A 14,283-nucleotide genomic window follows, 5' to 3' on the forward strand; every position below is an offset into this window, starting at 1 on the left:
GTTGTGCGTGCGAGCGACGATCCACCGCGCGCCGGGCCCTGATGCGGCGCGCAGTGAACCATCGGTCTCGCCAGGCCTCGGTGGCTGCGTCCGCCATGGCCGAATGACCAAGTCTGTTGACGGACGCCTCCGTCACGATGCGCGCCGGGAGCGCGGGACATCGAGCGGAGCGGCTACTCCCCAATGAGGGCCGAATTCTAGCACGGCGCGTGCGGCGGGCGGAGCGAATCCGGCGGCTCCGGGATGCGCCGGAGCGCACGCCGGAGCGAGAGGGGAACCGGAGCGGGCAAACGCGCCTGTTACGCGGCGGCGCGGCGTGCGGCACCGCGCTCGTGCACGAGCCGGCCGGCCGCGTAAGTGCGGTACACGGCGCGGTCGTCGCCGAGCAGCGCGAACGCGAACAGCAGTTCCTCGAGCGAATCCGCGCGCTTCGTGCGGCGCGCGAGCAGCGGCGTGGCCTGCGGGTCGAGCACGATGAAGTCGGCTTCGGTGCGCGGCGCAAGCGTGCCGACCGTATCGGCGAGATCGAGCGCGTGCGCGGCGCCGGCCGTCGCGAGCCAGAACATCCGCGTCGCGCTCAGGTGGTGGCCCGACAGCCGGGCGACCTTGTGCGCCTCGTTCATCGTCTGCAGCATCGAGAACGACGTACCGCCGCCGACGTCGGTCGCGAGCGTGACCGGCACGCCGTATTCGCCGGCCTTGTCGAAGTCGAACAGTCCGCTGCCGAGAAAGAAGTTCGACGTCGGGCAGTGCGCGACGACGGTGCGCGTCTGGGCCATCCGGCGGCGGTCCTCGTCGTCGAGGTGGATGCAGTGGCCGTACACCGCGCGCGGACGCAGCAGCCCGTAGCGATCGTAGATGTCGAGATAGCTGCGGTGGCCGGGGAACAGCTCCGCGACCCATTTCACTTCGTCGACGTTTTCCGCGACGTGGCTCTGCACGAACACGTCCGGATGGCGGCGCGCGAGTTCGCTGCACGCCTCGAGTTGCGCCTCGGTTGACGTCGGCGCGAAGCGCGGCGTGAGCGCGTACAGCTGGCGGCCGTTGCCGTGCCAGCGGCCGATCAGCTCGGCGCTGTCGTCATAGCCCGATTGCGCGGTGTCGCGCAGGAACTCGGGGCAGTTGCGGTCCATCAGCACCTTGCCCGCGATCATCCGCACGTCGCGGGCAGCGCTCGCCGCGAACAGCGCGTCGGCCGACTGCTTGTGCACGGTGCAGTAGACGAGCGCGCTCGTCGTGCCGCAGGCGAGCAGTTCGTCGACGAAGAAGTCGGCGACTTCGCGCGCATGCTCAGGATCGCCAAACTTGCGCTCGGTCGGGAACGTGTACTTGTCGAGCCACGGCAGCAGGCCCGGCGCCGGCGACGCGATCATGTCCGTCTGCGGATAGTGGATGTGCGTGTCGATGAAGCCGGGCACGATCAGCTTGTCGCGCAGGTCGTGGACGATCGCATCGCGCGCGAGCGTCGGGGCGAGCCGCGCATACGGGCCGGCCGCGACGACCTTGCCGTCGTCGACGATCAGCAGGCCGTCGGTCTCGTGGTTCGCGGCCTGGCTCGATTGCGCCGGGTCGCCGTTGAAGGTCAGCAGCTGGGAACGGAAAGCGGTTTGCGTCATGACGAATGGTCCTGCATCAAGGTAAGGCGAACAGAAGAAAACGGTCGGTGCCGCGCGGGCGATGGCATGAAGGGCGCTGCCCGTGCATGCGCGATGCGGCGACGCGAGAACGCGGGCGCGCCGCGGACTGCGCGTGCGCACGCGAGCGTCGTGGCCGCCATCACGCCGTTGCCGGCGGACGGCGCCGCAATCGCGACGGGCGCGGCGGCGAGCGGCATGACCCGCTGCAACGACAGGCTTCGGTGCACGACGACGTGCAAGGCCGTCGCCGCGCGAGCGACAGGCGCGATGCCGGCGTGCAGGTGTCGCGCACGCATGCGGCCGGCGCGGCGCAGGGCCGAACCGGCGGTCGCGAAGCGGATGTCGTCGCGGTGTTTCATCTGTCTAGCGAACCTCGATGCCGGCCGTCACGCGGCCTGCCAGTACGAATCGAGCCGCGCGATCAGTGCATCGCGCGCTGCCGAGTCGACGAACGATGCCTCGAAGCCGTTGCGGATCACGGTATGCACTTCGGCGTCCGTCAGCTGCAGCCCGTCGACCGTCGCGAAGTAGTTGTCGTTGACGTAGCCGCCGAAGTAGGCCGGATCGTCGGAGTTGATCGTCACCGCGACGCCGCGATCGAGTAGCGCCTTCAACGTGTGCTTCGCCATGTCGTCGAACACGCACAGCTTCAGGTTCGACAGCGGGCACACGGTCAGCGCGACGCGCGTGCGCGCGAGGCGTTCGACGAGCGACGCATCCTCGATGCTGCGCACGCCGTGGTCGATCCGGTCGACCTTCAGCACGTCGAGCGCTTCGTGGATGTAGGCGGGCGGGCCTTCCTCGCCCGCATGCGCGACGAGCTTCAGCCCGAGCGCACGGGCCTTCTCGAACACGCGCGCGAACTTCGCCGGCGGATGGCCGAGCTCGGACGAGTCGAGGCCGACGCCGATCAGCCGGTGGCGATAGCGTTCGAACAGCGGCCGCGCGGATTCGAACGTCGCGAGCGCGTCGTCTTCGGACAGGTGGCGCAGGAAACACAGGATCAGCTTGCTCGACAGCCCGCGTGGCTCGGCATCGGCGAGCGCGCGGTCGATGCCGGCCACCACCGTCTCGATCGGCACGCCGCGTTCGGTGTGCGTCTGCGGGTCGAAGAACAGTTCGGTGTGAACGACGTTGTCAGCGAGCGCGCGTTCGCAGTACGCGGTCGTCATGTCGTAGAAATCCTGCTCGGTCAGCAGCACGCTCGCGCCTGCGTAATAGATGTCGAGGAACGACTGCAGGTCGGTGAACGCGTAAGCGGCGCGCAGCGCGTCGATCGACTCGTACGCGAGCTTCACGCCGTTGCGTTGCGCGAGCGCGAAAATCAGTTCCGGCTCGAGCGAGCCTTCGATATGAATGTGCAGTTCCGCTTTCGGCGCGCGGGCAATCTTGTCCTTGAATGTCGGGGTCATGGCGTTGTTCTTGGTCGGTCAGAAGGTAGGGGAAGCCTGCGCGGATGCGTTCGCCTCGACGGCCTGCAGCAACTGCGCGGCCACCGAGATCGCGATCACTTCGGGTGCCTTGTCGATGATGCCTTCGACGCCGATCGGGCAGCGCATCCGCGCGACCTGGGCCGGGTCGATGCCGATCGCCGCCAGCCGATGATCGAACTGCACGCGCTTGGTGCGCGAGCCGGTCATCCCGAAGTACGCGTAGTCGCCGCGCCGCAGGATGCGCTCGGCCAGCACGAAATCGAGTGCATGGTCGTGCGTCATCACGACGAAGTACGCGTGCGGCGGCGCCGTGTCGACGGCGTCGGCCGGGCTCGCAACCGCGTCGATCGCGAGATTGCCGATCCCGGCGAGCGCCTCGGCCGGCGGGAACACCGCAGCGGGCCCGTCGATCCAGCGCACGTGGCACGGCAGCGTCGCCAGCACCTTCACGAGCGCGGTGCCGATGTGTCCGGCGCCGAACAGCATGACGGGGAACGCATACGGCGCGATCGTTTCGGTCATCAGCGATACGCCGCCGGTTTCCCACAGCAGGCAATCGGCGCGCGCGGCGGGCGATTCGGGCTCGCTCAGCAGCGGCGCGCCCGGCGAGGGGCCGAATGATACGCTACGCACGGTCGCGGCGCCGGCCGCGACGCGCTTCGCGAGCGACATGATCCAGCCGAGGTCGCCGACATCGAGCCGCTCGAACGCGAGCACGACCGCGCCGCCGCAGCACTGGCCGAGGCTCGGGCCGAGCGCGAGCCGTTCGAGCCTGCGCGCGTGGGGCACGTGCGCGCCGTCCTTCAGCAGATGCCGCGCGATTTCGATCGCCTTCCATTCCAGATGACCGCCGCCGATCGTATGGCGGGCCGTGTCGCGCGTGACGAGCATCTTGGTGCCGGCCTCGCGCGGCGCGGAGCCGTCGGTATGCGCGACCGTCACGAGCACGGCCGCTTCGCCGTGCGCGAGCAATTGCTGCAGATCGCCGATCCACGCTTCCATCAGCACGCTCCGTTCACGACGACGCGGCACGACGCGCGGCGCGCGCCGGCGGGCGTCGCGGTAACGAGGGCTGACGGGAGCGACGCAGGCCGGCCGCACGATCGATGCGCTGCGGCGGCGGTGCGCCGCAAATGCGCGCGAACGACGCCGCGGGACGGGCGGACGCCATGAGGGTGACGGATGCGGATGGTGTGCGTTGTCATGAGAAATCCAGTCGACATTGCGGATCGGGCGCGCGTTACGCAGGAGGTGAGACCGCCTGGCCTCGCGCACGTAGATCGCCATCCAGTCGCGAAGATAGCACCGCAACGCGGCGGGAACATCACCGGGCGGTGATCCGCGCTATCAGGCAGCGATCATGTCGATCATAGGCCCGCCGCGCGGAATCGGGGGCGTCGGTGCGCGCGCATCGGGCCGAAACGCTTGCGTGGCGGGCATGCGCGTGGATGTCGGGCGACGCGCGTTCGCCCGGAAATCCGGGCCGCGGCGGGGTTAGGTGTTTACGCGCGGCCGGCAAGGCGCGGCCGCGCGGGGCGTCGCCGGCGGAGCCGGGCGAACGCGGGGCGGCTACGCGGCCGCGACCGGTCAGCCTGCCAGCTTGCGGCGATGGCGCCAGAGGCTCGACGCGACGGCGACCAGGATCACGGCGAAGCCGATCAGCGCCCAGCCCGGCAGCAGGATGCCGAAAATCGGCGGGTAGACCGTCTCGCACAGGCCGGCGACCTTGAACATGCCGGGGAACCACTGGGCGGGCGGCAGGCTGTCGACGATCGGCTGCAGCGTGTCGAAGCCGCAGCTGAAGCCCGGATTCATCTGGATCGACAGGTGTCGCGCGGCGGTGCCGACGCCGCCGGCCGCGGCGATCGCGATCAGCAGCTCGAACACCCAGATGACGCGCCAGTTGCGTATCCCGGCCGCCAGGAACGCGAAGATGCCGATCGCCGCGAAGAAGTAGCGCTGGATGATGCACAGCGGGCACGGATCTTCGTTCTTCACATATTGCAGGTACAGCGCGCCGGCCAGCAAGGCGATGCACACCCAGCCGAGCAGCATCAGCAGGCGGCGTTCACGGCGGAGTGCGAGCGTGGAGTCATTCATGTCGGCGGGATTCCTGTCGTTGGTCGGTCCGATAAACAATCGCGCGATTTTAGCGCGAACGATCTGGCACGAAACTGACAGCGCGCGTGCGGCACCCCGCCGCACCCCGTCTACCGTCATTGCGCTTGCGCGGTCACCGGATCGTGTTCAGCACGGCCTCGACCGCCTGGCCGATTGCGAGCAGCGCGTCGTCGCGATGCGGCGCGGCCGCGAGCATCAGGCCGACCGGCGCTGCGTCGCGCGGATGGCACGGCAGCGACAGCGCGCATGCATCGAGGAAGTTGAACGCGCTCGGGTTGCGCAGGATCAGCGCATTGGTGCGCGTGAACGCGGTGTCGTCCGCTTCGAGTTCGGCGATGCGCGGCGGCACGACGGGCACCGTCGGCGCGACGAGTGCATCGAAGCGCGACCAGACCGTGTGTGCCGCTTCGTCCAGCATCGCCTGGCGGGCGGCGAGCAGGTCGAGATAGTCGGCCGCGCTCGCCGGCTCGCCCTTCAGGATGCGCGACAGCACGCGCGGGTCGTACCGGTCGCGGTGCTGCGCGAGCAGCGGGCGATGCCACGCGTACGCCTCGATCGGCGAGAAGCCGAAGCGGTTGATGTCCGGCAGCCGGTCGAGTGCCGAAAAGCGCACTTCCGTGACGATCGCGCCGGCGGCTTCGAGATGCTTCAGCGACGCGTCGAGCGCGGCGGCGACGTCGGCGTCGACGCCGTCCGTCACATAGTTGGTCAGCACGCCGAGCCGCACGCCTTCGAGCGGCCGCGCGGCCGGCACGTGCGGCTCGAGACCCGCGAGCATCCGGTCGACGAGCGCGCAGCAGGCAACCGTCAGGCCGATCGGGCCGAACGAGTCGAGCGTCGTCGACAGCGGCACGCCGCCTTGCGTCGGAATCCGGCTCGCGGTCGGCTTGAAGCCCGTGAGCCCGCACAGCGCGGCCGGAATCCGGATCGAGCCGCCGGTGTCGGTGCCGAGCGCGACGGCCGCCATCCCGTCGGCGACGGACGCCGCCGCGCCGGACGACGAGCCGCCGGCAATGCGCGCGTCGCCCGGTACGTCGCGGTGGTACGGCGAGCGCGGCGTGCCGAAGTGCGGATTCAGGCCGAGCCCGGAGAACGCGAACTCGCTCATGTTGGTGCGGCCGACCAGCACCGCGCCCGCACGCTTGAGCCGCGCGACGGCGACTGCATCGGCCTTCGCGGGCGGCGCGCCGTCGAGCACGCGCGAACCGGCGCGCGTCACCTGGCCCGCGACGTCGAACAGGTCCTTCACCGACACGGGGATGCCCGCGAGCGGCGACAGCACGGTGCCGGCGGCACGCAGCCGATCGTGCGCGTCGGCGGCCGCGCGGGCGTTGTCGGCGTCGACTTCGGTGAAGACGGCCGCGCCCTGGCCCGACGGATCGGCGATCCGTTCGAGCGCGACGTCGACGAGCGCGCGGCTCGTGGTCCGGCCGGCGGCGAGGTCGGCGGCGAGCCGGGCGAGCGGGGGGAAAGGCGTGAAAGTGGTCATGGGCGGCTCAGGGGCGAAGATGTTGGACAAGGGTGGCGCGAAACGAATCGATATGGCGTTCGACGGCCGCGCGTGCGCCGGCGGCGTCGCGCGCGGACAGCCGCTCGAACAGTTCGCGGTGTTCGCGCTGGACGTCGGACAGGTGGTGCGGTTCGGACAGCGTCACGAACCAGAAGCGCAGCGAGCGTTCGTGCAGCGCGCGCAGGATCTCCGCGAGCACCGTATTGCGTGCCGCCGCGGCGATCGCCTGATGAAACGCGCGGTCGAGCTCCATCATGCCTTCGACGTCGTGCGTGTCGACGCACGACTGCCCGTCGTCGAGCAGCGCGGCGATGCGGGCGAGATCGTCGGGCGTCGCATGGCGGGCCGCGAGCTCGACGCAGTGCGCTTCGTTGATGCGCCGCACGTCGATCACCGCGACGATGTCGTCGAGCGACAGCGGTTGCACCAGCAGCCCCTTGCGCGGCATCACGGACAGCAGCCCTTCGAGCACCAGCCGGTGCACGGCCTGATGGACGGGCGTGCGGCCGATGCCGGTGCGTGCGACGAGGTCGGCTTCGTTGAGCGCGGCGCCGGGCTTCAGGCGCATCGTGATGATGTCGCGCTGGATCAGCGCGTACGCGCGCTCGGCGAGGCTGAGCGTCGATGCGGCGGGGCGGTCGGGTAGGGCATCGGGCAGGGCGTTCATGCGGTGGCCGGGTGGAGCACGATCATGGCGCGGGTGATCAGGGAAGGTGGGCAATGCGTGAATATTATTGTGATATATCACTGGTGTCCAGTTCACCCGGGCGACCCTGCGAGCCCGCCAGACGACGTACGCAGACGCGTCCTGCGCCGCATGCGACGACTTGCAACAATATCGACAGGATGTTGCAGGTTTACCGCGCGATCGTGCACTGAAGCATAATGAATCCTCGTCAATCCAAATACGCGCGAGCGACGCACCAGACCATCGTCATGAGCGAAACCACGCCTTCCCCGGCCGGTCTGACCGGCACCCCTTCCGCGTCTTCCCGTTCCCCCCGTTCCGATCCGGCACATGCGCCGGAGGTACCCGCGACGCAGCCCTCCGTCGCGCAGGCTGCCGCGGCCGAGGATGTCGCGGCGGACGGCGCATCGCCGGTCACGGCGGCGTCCGAGCCGGGCGCCGCGGGCACCACGGCCGCTGCCGAACCCGCTGCCGCGCCGCCAAAAGCCGGTGCCGCGCCGCCCGGTTTCGGCGCGCAGCCCGATTTCGACACGCCGCGGCCGCCGCCCGCGAGCGCGCAGAATGCGCCGCCGGCTTACCTGAAGAACAGCGACACGCCATGGTCGGTGTTCGGCCGCATCGTCGCGGCGCGTGCGCGCCGGCTGTTCGACCGGGCCGGCCAGCGGATCACGCAGCGCACGTTGCGCATCGGCGTGTCGGCGCGGATCTTCCATCCGGAGCCGGGTGCGAAGGGGTTGCGCGGCAAGACGCTGCAGTATCTCGAGGAATCGATCGCGCACTGGGTGATGTCGCGCGACGTGCTCGTCTTCATGATTCCGACCGTCGGCCATCAGGGCATGCTGCACCCGAGCAATATCCGCCTGCGCGACTACGCGAAGCATCTCGACGGCCTGTTGCTGCAAGGCGGCGCCGACGTGTCGCCGCAAACCTACGCGGCATCGGATGCGCGCCCCGAATGGCCGGGCGACCGCGTGCGCGACATGTACGAGCTCGAGCTGTTTCACGAGTTCGTCGAGTCCGGCAAGCCGGTGCTCGGCGTGTGCCGCGGCTGCCAGCTGATCAACGTCGCATTCGGCGGCTCGCTGTACCAGGACATCGCGACCGACGTGCCGACCGCGCATCCGCACGTGAGCGAACATTACGACCAGCATCGCCATTCGATCCGCTTTCCCGACTCGTCGACGCTCGCGAGCATGTTTCCCGGGCGCAGCGAAGCGATCGTGAACTCGATCCACCATCAGGCGATCCGCGATCTCGGCCGCGATCTGAACATCGAGGCCGTGTCGGCCGGCGACGGGATCATCGAAGGCATCCGCTACCGGCGCGCGCCGTTCGTCGTCGGCGTGCAATGGCACCCCGAGTTCCATCGCGCGGGCGGCTCCGAACTGCTCGACTGCACGCCGTTGCTCGACGCATTCCTGCGCGCGGCACGCGAAACGCGCCTGTAGCCGGCGCTCGAATCGCGTCGCAGGCAGGCCGGCCGCATCCCGTAAATTCGAGATGCGGCCGTTTCGTTTTGAACGATAATCGCGGCTCCCGATTCGTTCGCCGGAGTCTGACGTTGGTCTTCCGAAAATTTTCCCCCGCACGATGCGCAACGTGGATCGTTGCGATGGCCGCCTGCGTGCACGCGGGCGCAGCATGGTCGGCCGATGCGAGCGCGCCCGCTGCCGGTACGCGTCCCGCGGTGACGAGCCTGAGCGGCGATGGCGCGCCGGCGGCGGGGTCCCCTGCATCCGCGACGGATGCCGCCGCGCAAGGCAACGTGGCCGAACTCACGCAGATGCTGCAAGACGGGCGGATCGTCGAGATGCGCACCACCTACAACGGCAGCTATGGCGCGAGCCTGATGTTCGATCAGCGCGAGATGACGTATTACGTCGCGCTGTTCCAGGACAAGCACCTGTGGCGCGTGATCAAGTCGCAGGAGAAGAGCCGCGCGGAGATGGTGTACGCGAACTTCGTCCAGCAGACGGTGCAGCTCGCGGACGTCGAGATCCGTCGCACCGAACTGCAGGCGCAGAAGACGTTCCTCGAACGCGTGATCGCGCTGCAGGCGAATCGCGCGCAGCAACTGCAGGCCGATCTGAGCGTCGCGCGCAGTCAGCAGGCCGAGGTCGCGCAGCGGCAGCAGTCGGCGCGGCAGCAGACGCAGGCGCTGCAGGTCGAGAAGCGGGCTGCCCAAGTGCAGCTGCGCGATCTGCAGGAGCAGGTGCGGCAACTCGAGAAGCAGACCGAGACGGGGCTCACCGCGCACAAGTGAGGATGCGAAGGACGGACCGAGAGAGACGAGCGAAACCCGGCGAAGCGATCTTCGCCGGGTTTTTTGTTGGGTGAGTGTCAGCGCGCGAACGCGTCAGGTGCGTCGGTCAGGCGGCGATGCGACAGTTGCGACGTCCAGTCGAAACCGGCGGCGGGCGCATGTGCCGAACGGGCGGGCGGCGTGCCGCGCAGCGCGTTGGCCATTGCGATCAGCGTGAGCGGATCGTCGAACGTATCGCGTGCATCCGTTGCACGTGGCACCGGGGCGAGCCGATCGCGGGTGCCGGCGGTATTGCTCAGGACCGGTGGGCGTGCCGCCGTCTTGCGCGGGCCGTTTGTTTGATGGGGCGACGCCGGCAATACGATGCCGGTGCGCCGCACGCCGGACGTTGCCTTCGGGCGCAGCGATGCCGGACGAGCGGCGGCATGCCTCGGGGCCGGTGGTAACGCCGTCGCTTTCGCGACAGGCGCCGACTCCGTGCGCTGAAGCGAAGCGTTCGTCGACGCACCCGGCCGGAGCTGGGCGACCTGCGCGCTTCCGGTCGATGAGGTGGCGTGACCCGGCGCACCGTCGCTTATCCGGATCGCGGGCACCGGTGTGAAATCGGCAGGCGACTCATGCGCGGCGATCAGCCAGCCGATGATGCCGAGCGCACCGATGCTCCAACTGATTGCGAACATCGCACGCCGATCGCGACGGCTGCCTGCGATCGCGCGGCAACGCCGCCCGATAACGGTGGCCGATACGACCGCTGACCCAGCCGAAGCGGACGTCGAAGCGGGCATCGAAGCGGACGCCGATGCGGTTGCAGTCAGAGGCTGCCAGTGGCACGCGCGGTGTGGTCGGTCGACGCTGATGCACGACGTGGTCAGTGTGGCGAGGCAGTATGTGCCGGGCCGAAATCTCCATTCGTGGCCGAACGACGGCATGTGATCGAGCGGTGCGACGCGAGGGCGAGCCAGCGCGCCTTGGACGGGAACGAGGGGCGATGCGGTCATGAGGGCGGTACGCCGTGCGACACAGGCAACCGTGCCGGCCGCGGCGCGGAAATGTCGTCGTCGCAAATCCGACATTGTGGACAGCCGGCGAACGGCGGTCGATCAGATCGATCTGATTTTGGCTGCCGTTTCGGGGCGACTCGTACGAGGCGAGTGTCGCGACGACCATCGCAGGGGCGGCACAACGCAAATGTTGGCTTGGCGTGGCATCATCCGCGAACCATGCCGGTGCGTCGCGCGTCGTCGAGTCCGTGCGGCGCGCCGATGTCGCGCCATCCGAATCGAGAGAGCAACATGTCCACAGCAACACAAGCCATCGCGCAGGAGTCGAAAGTCCGCACCGTGTTCCGGGTCGTCAGCGGCAACTTCCTGGAAATGTACGACTTCATGGTCTACGGGTATTACGCGTCGGCCATCGCGAAAACCTACTTTCCGAGCGGCAACGCGTTCGCGTCGCTGATGCTGTCGCTGTCGGTGTTCGGCGCGGGCTTCCTGATGCGCCCGGTTGGCGCGATCGTGCTCGGCGCGTACATCGACCATCACGGCCGCCGCAAGGGGCTGATCCTGACGCTCGGGCTGATGGCGCTCGGCACGCTGACGGTGGCCGGGGTTCCCGGCTACGCGACGATCGGCGTGCTCGCGCCGGCGCTCGTGCTGCTCGGCCGGTTGCTGCAGGGCTTTTCCGCGGGTGTCGAGCTGGGCGGCGTGTCGGTCTATCTGTCGGAGATCGCGACGAAGGGCCACAAAGGGTTCTATACGTCGTGGCAATCGGGCAGCCAGCAGGTGGCGGTCGTGTTCGCCGCGTTTGTCGGCGTGCTGCTGAACCGCGTGCTGCCGGCCGAGGACATGAGCGCGTGGGGCTGGCGCATCCCGTTCCTGATCGGCTGCCTGATCGTGCCGTTCCTGTTCCTGATCCGTCGTTCGCTGAAGGAAACCGACGAGTTCCTCGCGAAGCGCCACCGTCCGACGATGGGCGAGATCATGCGTTCGATGCTCGAGAACTGGGGTGTCGTGATCGCCGGCATGGGGATGGTGATCATGACGACGGTGTCGTTCTACATGATCACCGCATATACGCCGACGTTCGGCAAGGAAGTGCTGCACCTGTCGTCGCTCGACGCACTCGTCGTGACCGTCTGCGTCGGCCTGTCCAACCTCGTGTGGCTGCCGCTGTCCGGCGCGCTGTCGGATCGCATCGGCCGCCGGCCGGTGCTGATCACGTTCACGGTGCTCACGCTGCTGTCGGCCTATCCGGCCGTGCTGTGGCTCGTGGCCGAACCGTCGTTCCTGCGGCTGCTGGCGGTCGAGCTGTGGCTGTCGTTCCTGTACGGCTCTTACAACGGCGCGATGGTCGTCGCGTTGACTGAAGTGATGCCGGTCGACGTGCGCACCGCCGGCTTCTCGCTCGCGTACAGCCTCGCGACGACGATCGGCGGCTTCACGCCCGCGATCTCGACGTTGCTGATCCATCAGACCGGCAACAAGGCGGCGCCGGGGCTGTGGCTGAGCGTCGCGGCGCTTTGCGGGCTGATCGCGACGCTCGTGCTGTATCGCACACCCGAGTCGCGCAACCAGTACAAGGCGGCCTGACGCCGTCTGCACCGCGCGACGTCCGGTGAAACAAGGGGGCGCGCCGCGCTCCCTTTTCTCATCGGCCTTTGGAATTCACGCGGCGCGCAGCGCGTCGGCGACCGTCGCCGCCACGTCGAGCCATTGTCCCGGTGCGGACTGGCGGGCCAGCCTGGCGTGCGGATACCACGGACAGTCGTCGCCGGTGAACCAGCGCCAGTCGGACGCGAACGGCAGCATGATCCACAGCGGCTTGCCGAGCGCGCCCGCCAGATGCGCGACGGCCGTATCGATCGTGACGACGCCGTCGAGCCGTTCGATCAGCGCGGCCGTGTCGGCGAAGTCGTTCAGCCGCCCGTCGAGGTGATGCACGCGCGGATGCGCGTCGACGCGCGCCCGTTCGTTTTCGTCGAGCGCGGGCTGCAGCACGACCCAGTCGATGTCCGGCAGCGCGAGCAGCGGTGCGAGCGCGTCGAACGGCATCGAGCGGTTTTCCTGCGCCTGACGGCGCCCCGACCACGCGAGGCCGAACTTGCGCTTCGACTGGCCGCCGAGCGAGCCGCGAAAGCGCCGGCGCGCGCTGTCCGGCGCGTCGAGGTAACGCTTGCCCGCGACGATGTCGGACGGCTGCAGACCGAGCAGGAAAGGCAGGCTCATCAGCGTGCACGCGACGTCCGCCGCCGGCGGCTTCGCCGCGCCCTGTGCGACGAGCGTCACGCGCCAGCGCGTGGCCGCCGGCGCGAGCAGTGCGACGAGCTCCGGCTGTACTTCGAGCACGACGCGCGCGCAGCGCGCGCGGACCAGCGGCACGAAGCGGACGAACTGCAGCGTGTCGCCGAAGCCCTGTTCCGCGCGGATCAGCAGCGTGCGCGACGCAATCGGCTCGCCTTGCCAGCGCGGCAGCGTGCCGAGCGGCGTCGCGCCCGGCGTGTCGTGGCGCGTTTCGTACGCGGGCAGGCCGCGCGTGAAGTCGCCCAGCGTCAGCAGCGTGACGGCGCGGTGCAGTTGCGCGAGCTTCAGGTCGGGCGCGACGCGCAGCGCCTGGTCGAACGCGCGCAGCGCCATTTCGTGCGCGCCGAGTGCGTGATGCGCATTGCCGAGGTTCAGCCACGCGAGACTGAACGACGGATCGAGGCCGACCGCGCGTTCGTAGTAGGGCAGCGCTTCGCGCTGGCGCCCGAGCGCGCACAGCGCGTTCGCGAGCCCGAACAGGGCGAGCGGGAACGGCGGGTGCAGCGCGAGTGCGGCTTCGAACGCCGCCGCGGCTTCGTCGTGACGGCCGAGCGCCTCGAACGTGTTGCCGAGATTGAAGTGCGCGGCGACGAAGCGCGGTTGCGCGGCGATCGCCGCCTGGAAGTGCACGATCGCGTCGTCGGCGCGGCCCATCGCGTTCAGCGCCATCGCGAGATTGTTGTGCGCGCCGGCATGTCCGGGCCGCAGCTCGAGCGCGCGATGGAACGCGGCGAGCGCATCGTCGTGACGGCCGAGCGCGTTCAGCGCGTTGCCGAGATTGTTGTGGATCGATGCGTCGTCGGGCGTGAGCCGAAGTGCGCGGCCGAACGCGTCGACGGCATCTTCGTGGCGCTGCAGCGCCGCGTAAGCGTTGCCGAGGTTGTAGTGCGCGAGCGGGAATTCGGGCGCGAGCGTCAGCGCGTTGCGAAACCGCTCGATCGCTTCGTCGAGCCGGCCGAGCGCCTTCAGCGCGTTGCCGAGATTGAGCTGGAGCGCGGCGTCGCCCGGGCGCAATTCGACCGCACGCCCGACGAGATCGGCTGCCTCGGCATGCTGGCCCTGCTGATGCCGCAGCACGCCGAACAGATGCAGCGCGTCGGCGTCGGCGGGATTGGTGCCGAGCGCGGCACGATAGCCGTGCTCGGCCTCGGCGAGGCGGCCCGCGCGGTGCGCGGCATACGCTCGGTCGAATGCGGAATCCATGACGCGAAAACTGGCGGAAAGCGCGTATTTTCCCACACTGCGCGCGGGCGCCCCAGATTGGCCGGTCGGCATATGGCCCCGTCACGCGGAGCGGCGTAGACTTGCAGGATCGCGTGTCATCGAGGCGCT

General features: G+C 69.2%; 12 protein-coding genes and 1 riboswitch. Of the genes, 3 read left to right on the top strand and 9 right to left on the bottom strand.

The annotated features are described in order from the left end of the window. Positions 1-56: 56 nt before the first annotated feature. Positions 57-194: riboswitch (yybP-ykoY riboswitch) on the bottom strand. A gap of 105 nt (positions 195-299) precedes the next feature. From guaD to FFI87_RS04840, 7 genes are all read right to left on the bottom strand, one after another. Beyond that, positions 300-1,616: a guanine deaminase gene (gene guaD, locus FFI87_RS04810; RefSeq protein ID WP_138848107.1), complete on the bottom strand. Its 1,317-nt coding sequence runs from the start codon at positions 1,614-1,616 to the stop codon at positions 300-302. After that, complete coding sequence (locus tag FFI87_RS04815) at positions 1,613-1,996, bottom strand: hypothetical protein (RefSeq protein ID WP_138848106.1); 384 nt, start codon at positions 1,994-1,996, stop codon at positions 1,613-1,615. The genes guaD and FFI87_RS04815 overlap by 4 nt, the downstream gene beginning before the upstream one ends. Before the next feature lie 27 nt (positions 1,997-2,023). Continuing rightward, on the bottom strand, positions 2,024-3,049 hold the full coding sequence (locus FFI87_RS04820; RefSeq protein ID WP_138848105.1) for an adenosine deaminase: 1,026 nt from the start codon (positions 3,047-3,049) through the stop codon (positions 2,024-2,026). Between the two features lie 18 nt (positions 3,050-3,067). After that, positions 3,068-4,072, bottom strand: coding sequence for a xanthine dehydrogenase accessory protein XdhC (gene xdhC, locus FFI87_RS04825; RefSeq protein WP_138848104.1), 1,005 nt, complete (start codon positions 4,070-4,072; stop codon positions 3,068-3,070). A gap of 585 nt (positions 4,073-4,657) precedes the next feature. Beyond that, entirely contained in the window at positions 4,658-5,170 is a 513-nt protein-coding gene (locus FFI87_RS04830; RefSeq protein ID WP_011656245.1) for a disulfide bond formation protein B, read from the bottom strand. A 133-nt stretch (positions 5,171-5,303) separates the two neighbouring features. After that, complete coding sequence (locus tag FFI87_RS04835) at positions 5,304-6,680, bottom strand: amidase (RefSeq protein WP_138848103.1); 1,377 nt, start codon at positions 6,678-6,680, stop codon at positions 5,304-5,306. 7 nt (positions 6,681-6,687) lie between these two features. Then, complete coding sequence (locus tag FFI87_RS04840) at positions 6,688-7,368, bottom strand: GntR family transcriptional regulator (protein WP_138848102.1); 681 nt, start codon at positions 7,366-7,368, stop codon at positions 6,688-6,690. A 269-nt stretch (positions 7,369-7,637) separates the two neighbouring features. On the opposite strand from FFI87_RS04840, the gene FFI87_RS04850 reads away from it, so the two are divergent. Next, a complete protein-coding gene (locus tag FFI87_RS04850) occupies positions 7,638-8,837 on the top strand; it encodes a gamma-glutamyl-gamma-aminobutyrate hydrolase family protein (RefSeq protein WP_138848100.1) in 1,200 nt (399 codons plus the stop codon). Positions 8,838-9,001: 164 nt separating this feature from the next. Further along, positions 9,002-9,652, top strand: coding sequence for a DUF2968 domain-containing protein (locus FFI87_RS04855; protein WP_012363328.1), 651 nt, complete (start codon positions 9,002-9,004; stop codon positions 9,650-9,652). Between the two features lie 77 nt (positions 9,653-9,729). Here the strand turns inward: FFI87_RS04855 and FFI87_RS04860 are convergent, their stop codons facing one another. After that, a complete protein-coding gene (locus FFI87_RS04860) occupies positions 9,730-10,725 on the bottom strand; it encodes a hypothetical protein (protein WP_138848099.1) in 996 nt (331 codons plus the stop codon). Positions 10,726-10,944: 219 nt separating this feature from the next. Here FFI87_RS04860 and FFI87_RS04865 point away from each other — a divergent pair, with 219 nt between their 5' ends. After that, on the top strand, positions 10,945-12,240 hold the full coding sequence (locus tag FFI87_RS04865) for an MFS transporter (protein ID WP_138848098.1): 1,296 nt from the start codon (positions 10,945-10,947) through the stop codon (positions 12,238-12,240). 75 nt (positions 12,241-12,315) lie between these two features. Here FFI87_RS04865 and FFI87_RS04870 read toward each other — a convergent pair whose 3' ends face one another. Further along, positions 12,316-14,154, bottom strand: coding sequence for a tetratricopeptide repeat protein (locus FFI87_RS04870; protein WP_409995106.1), 1,839 nt, complete (start codon positions 14,152-14,154; stop codon positions 12,316-12,318). Positions 14,155-14,283: the final 129 nt, after the last annotated feature.

This window comes from Burkholderia sp. KBS0801 (assembly GCF_005937855.2).
GTDB classification, from domain to species: domain Bacteria; phylum Pseudomonadota; class Gammaproteobacteria; order Burkholderiales; family Burkholderiaceae; genus Burkholderia; species Burkholderia ambifaria.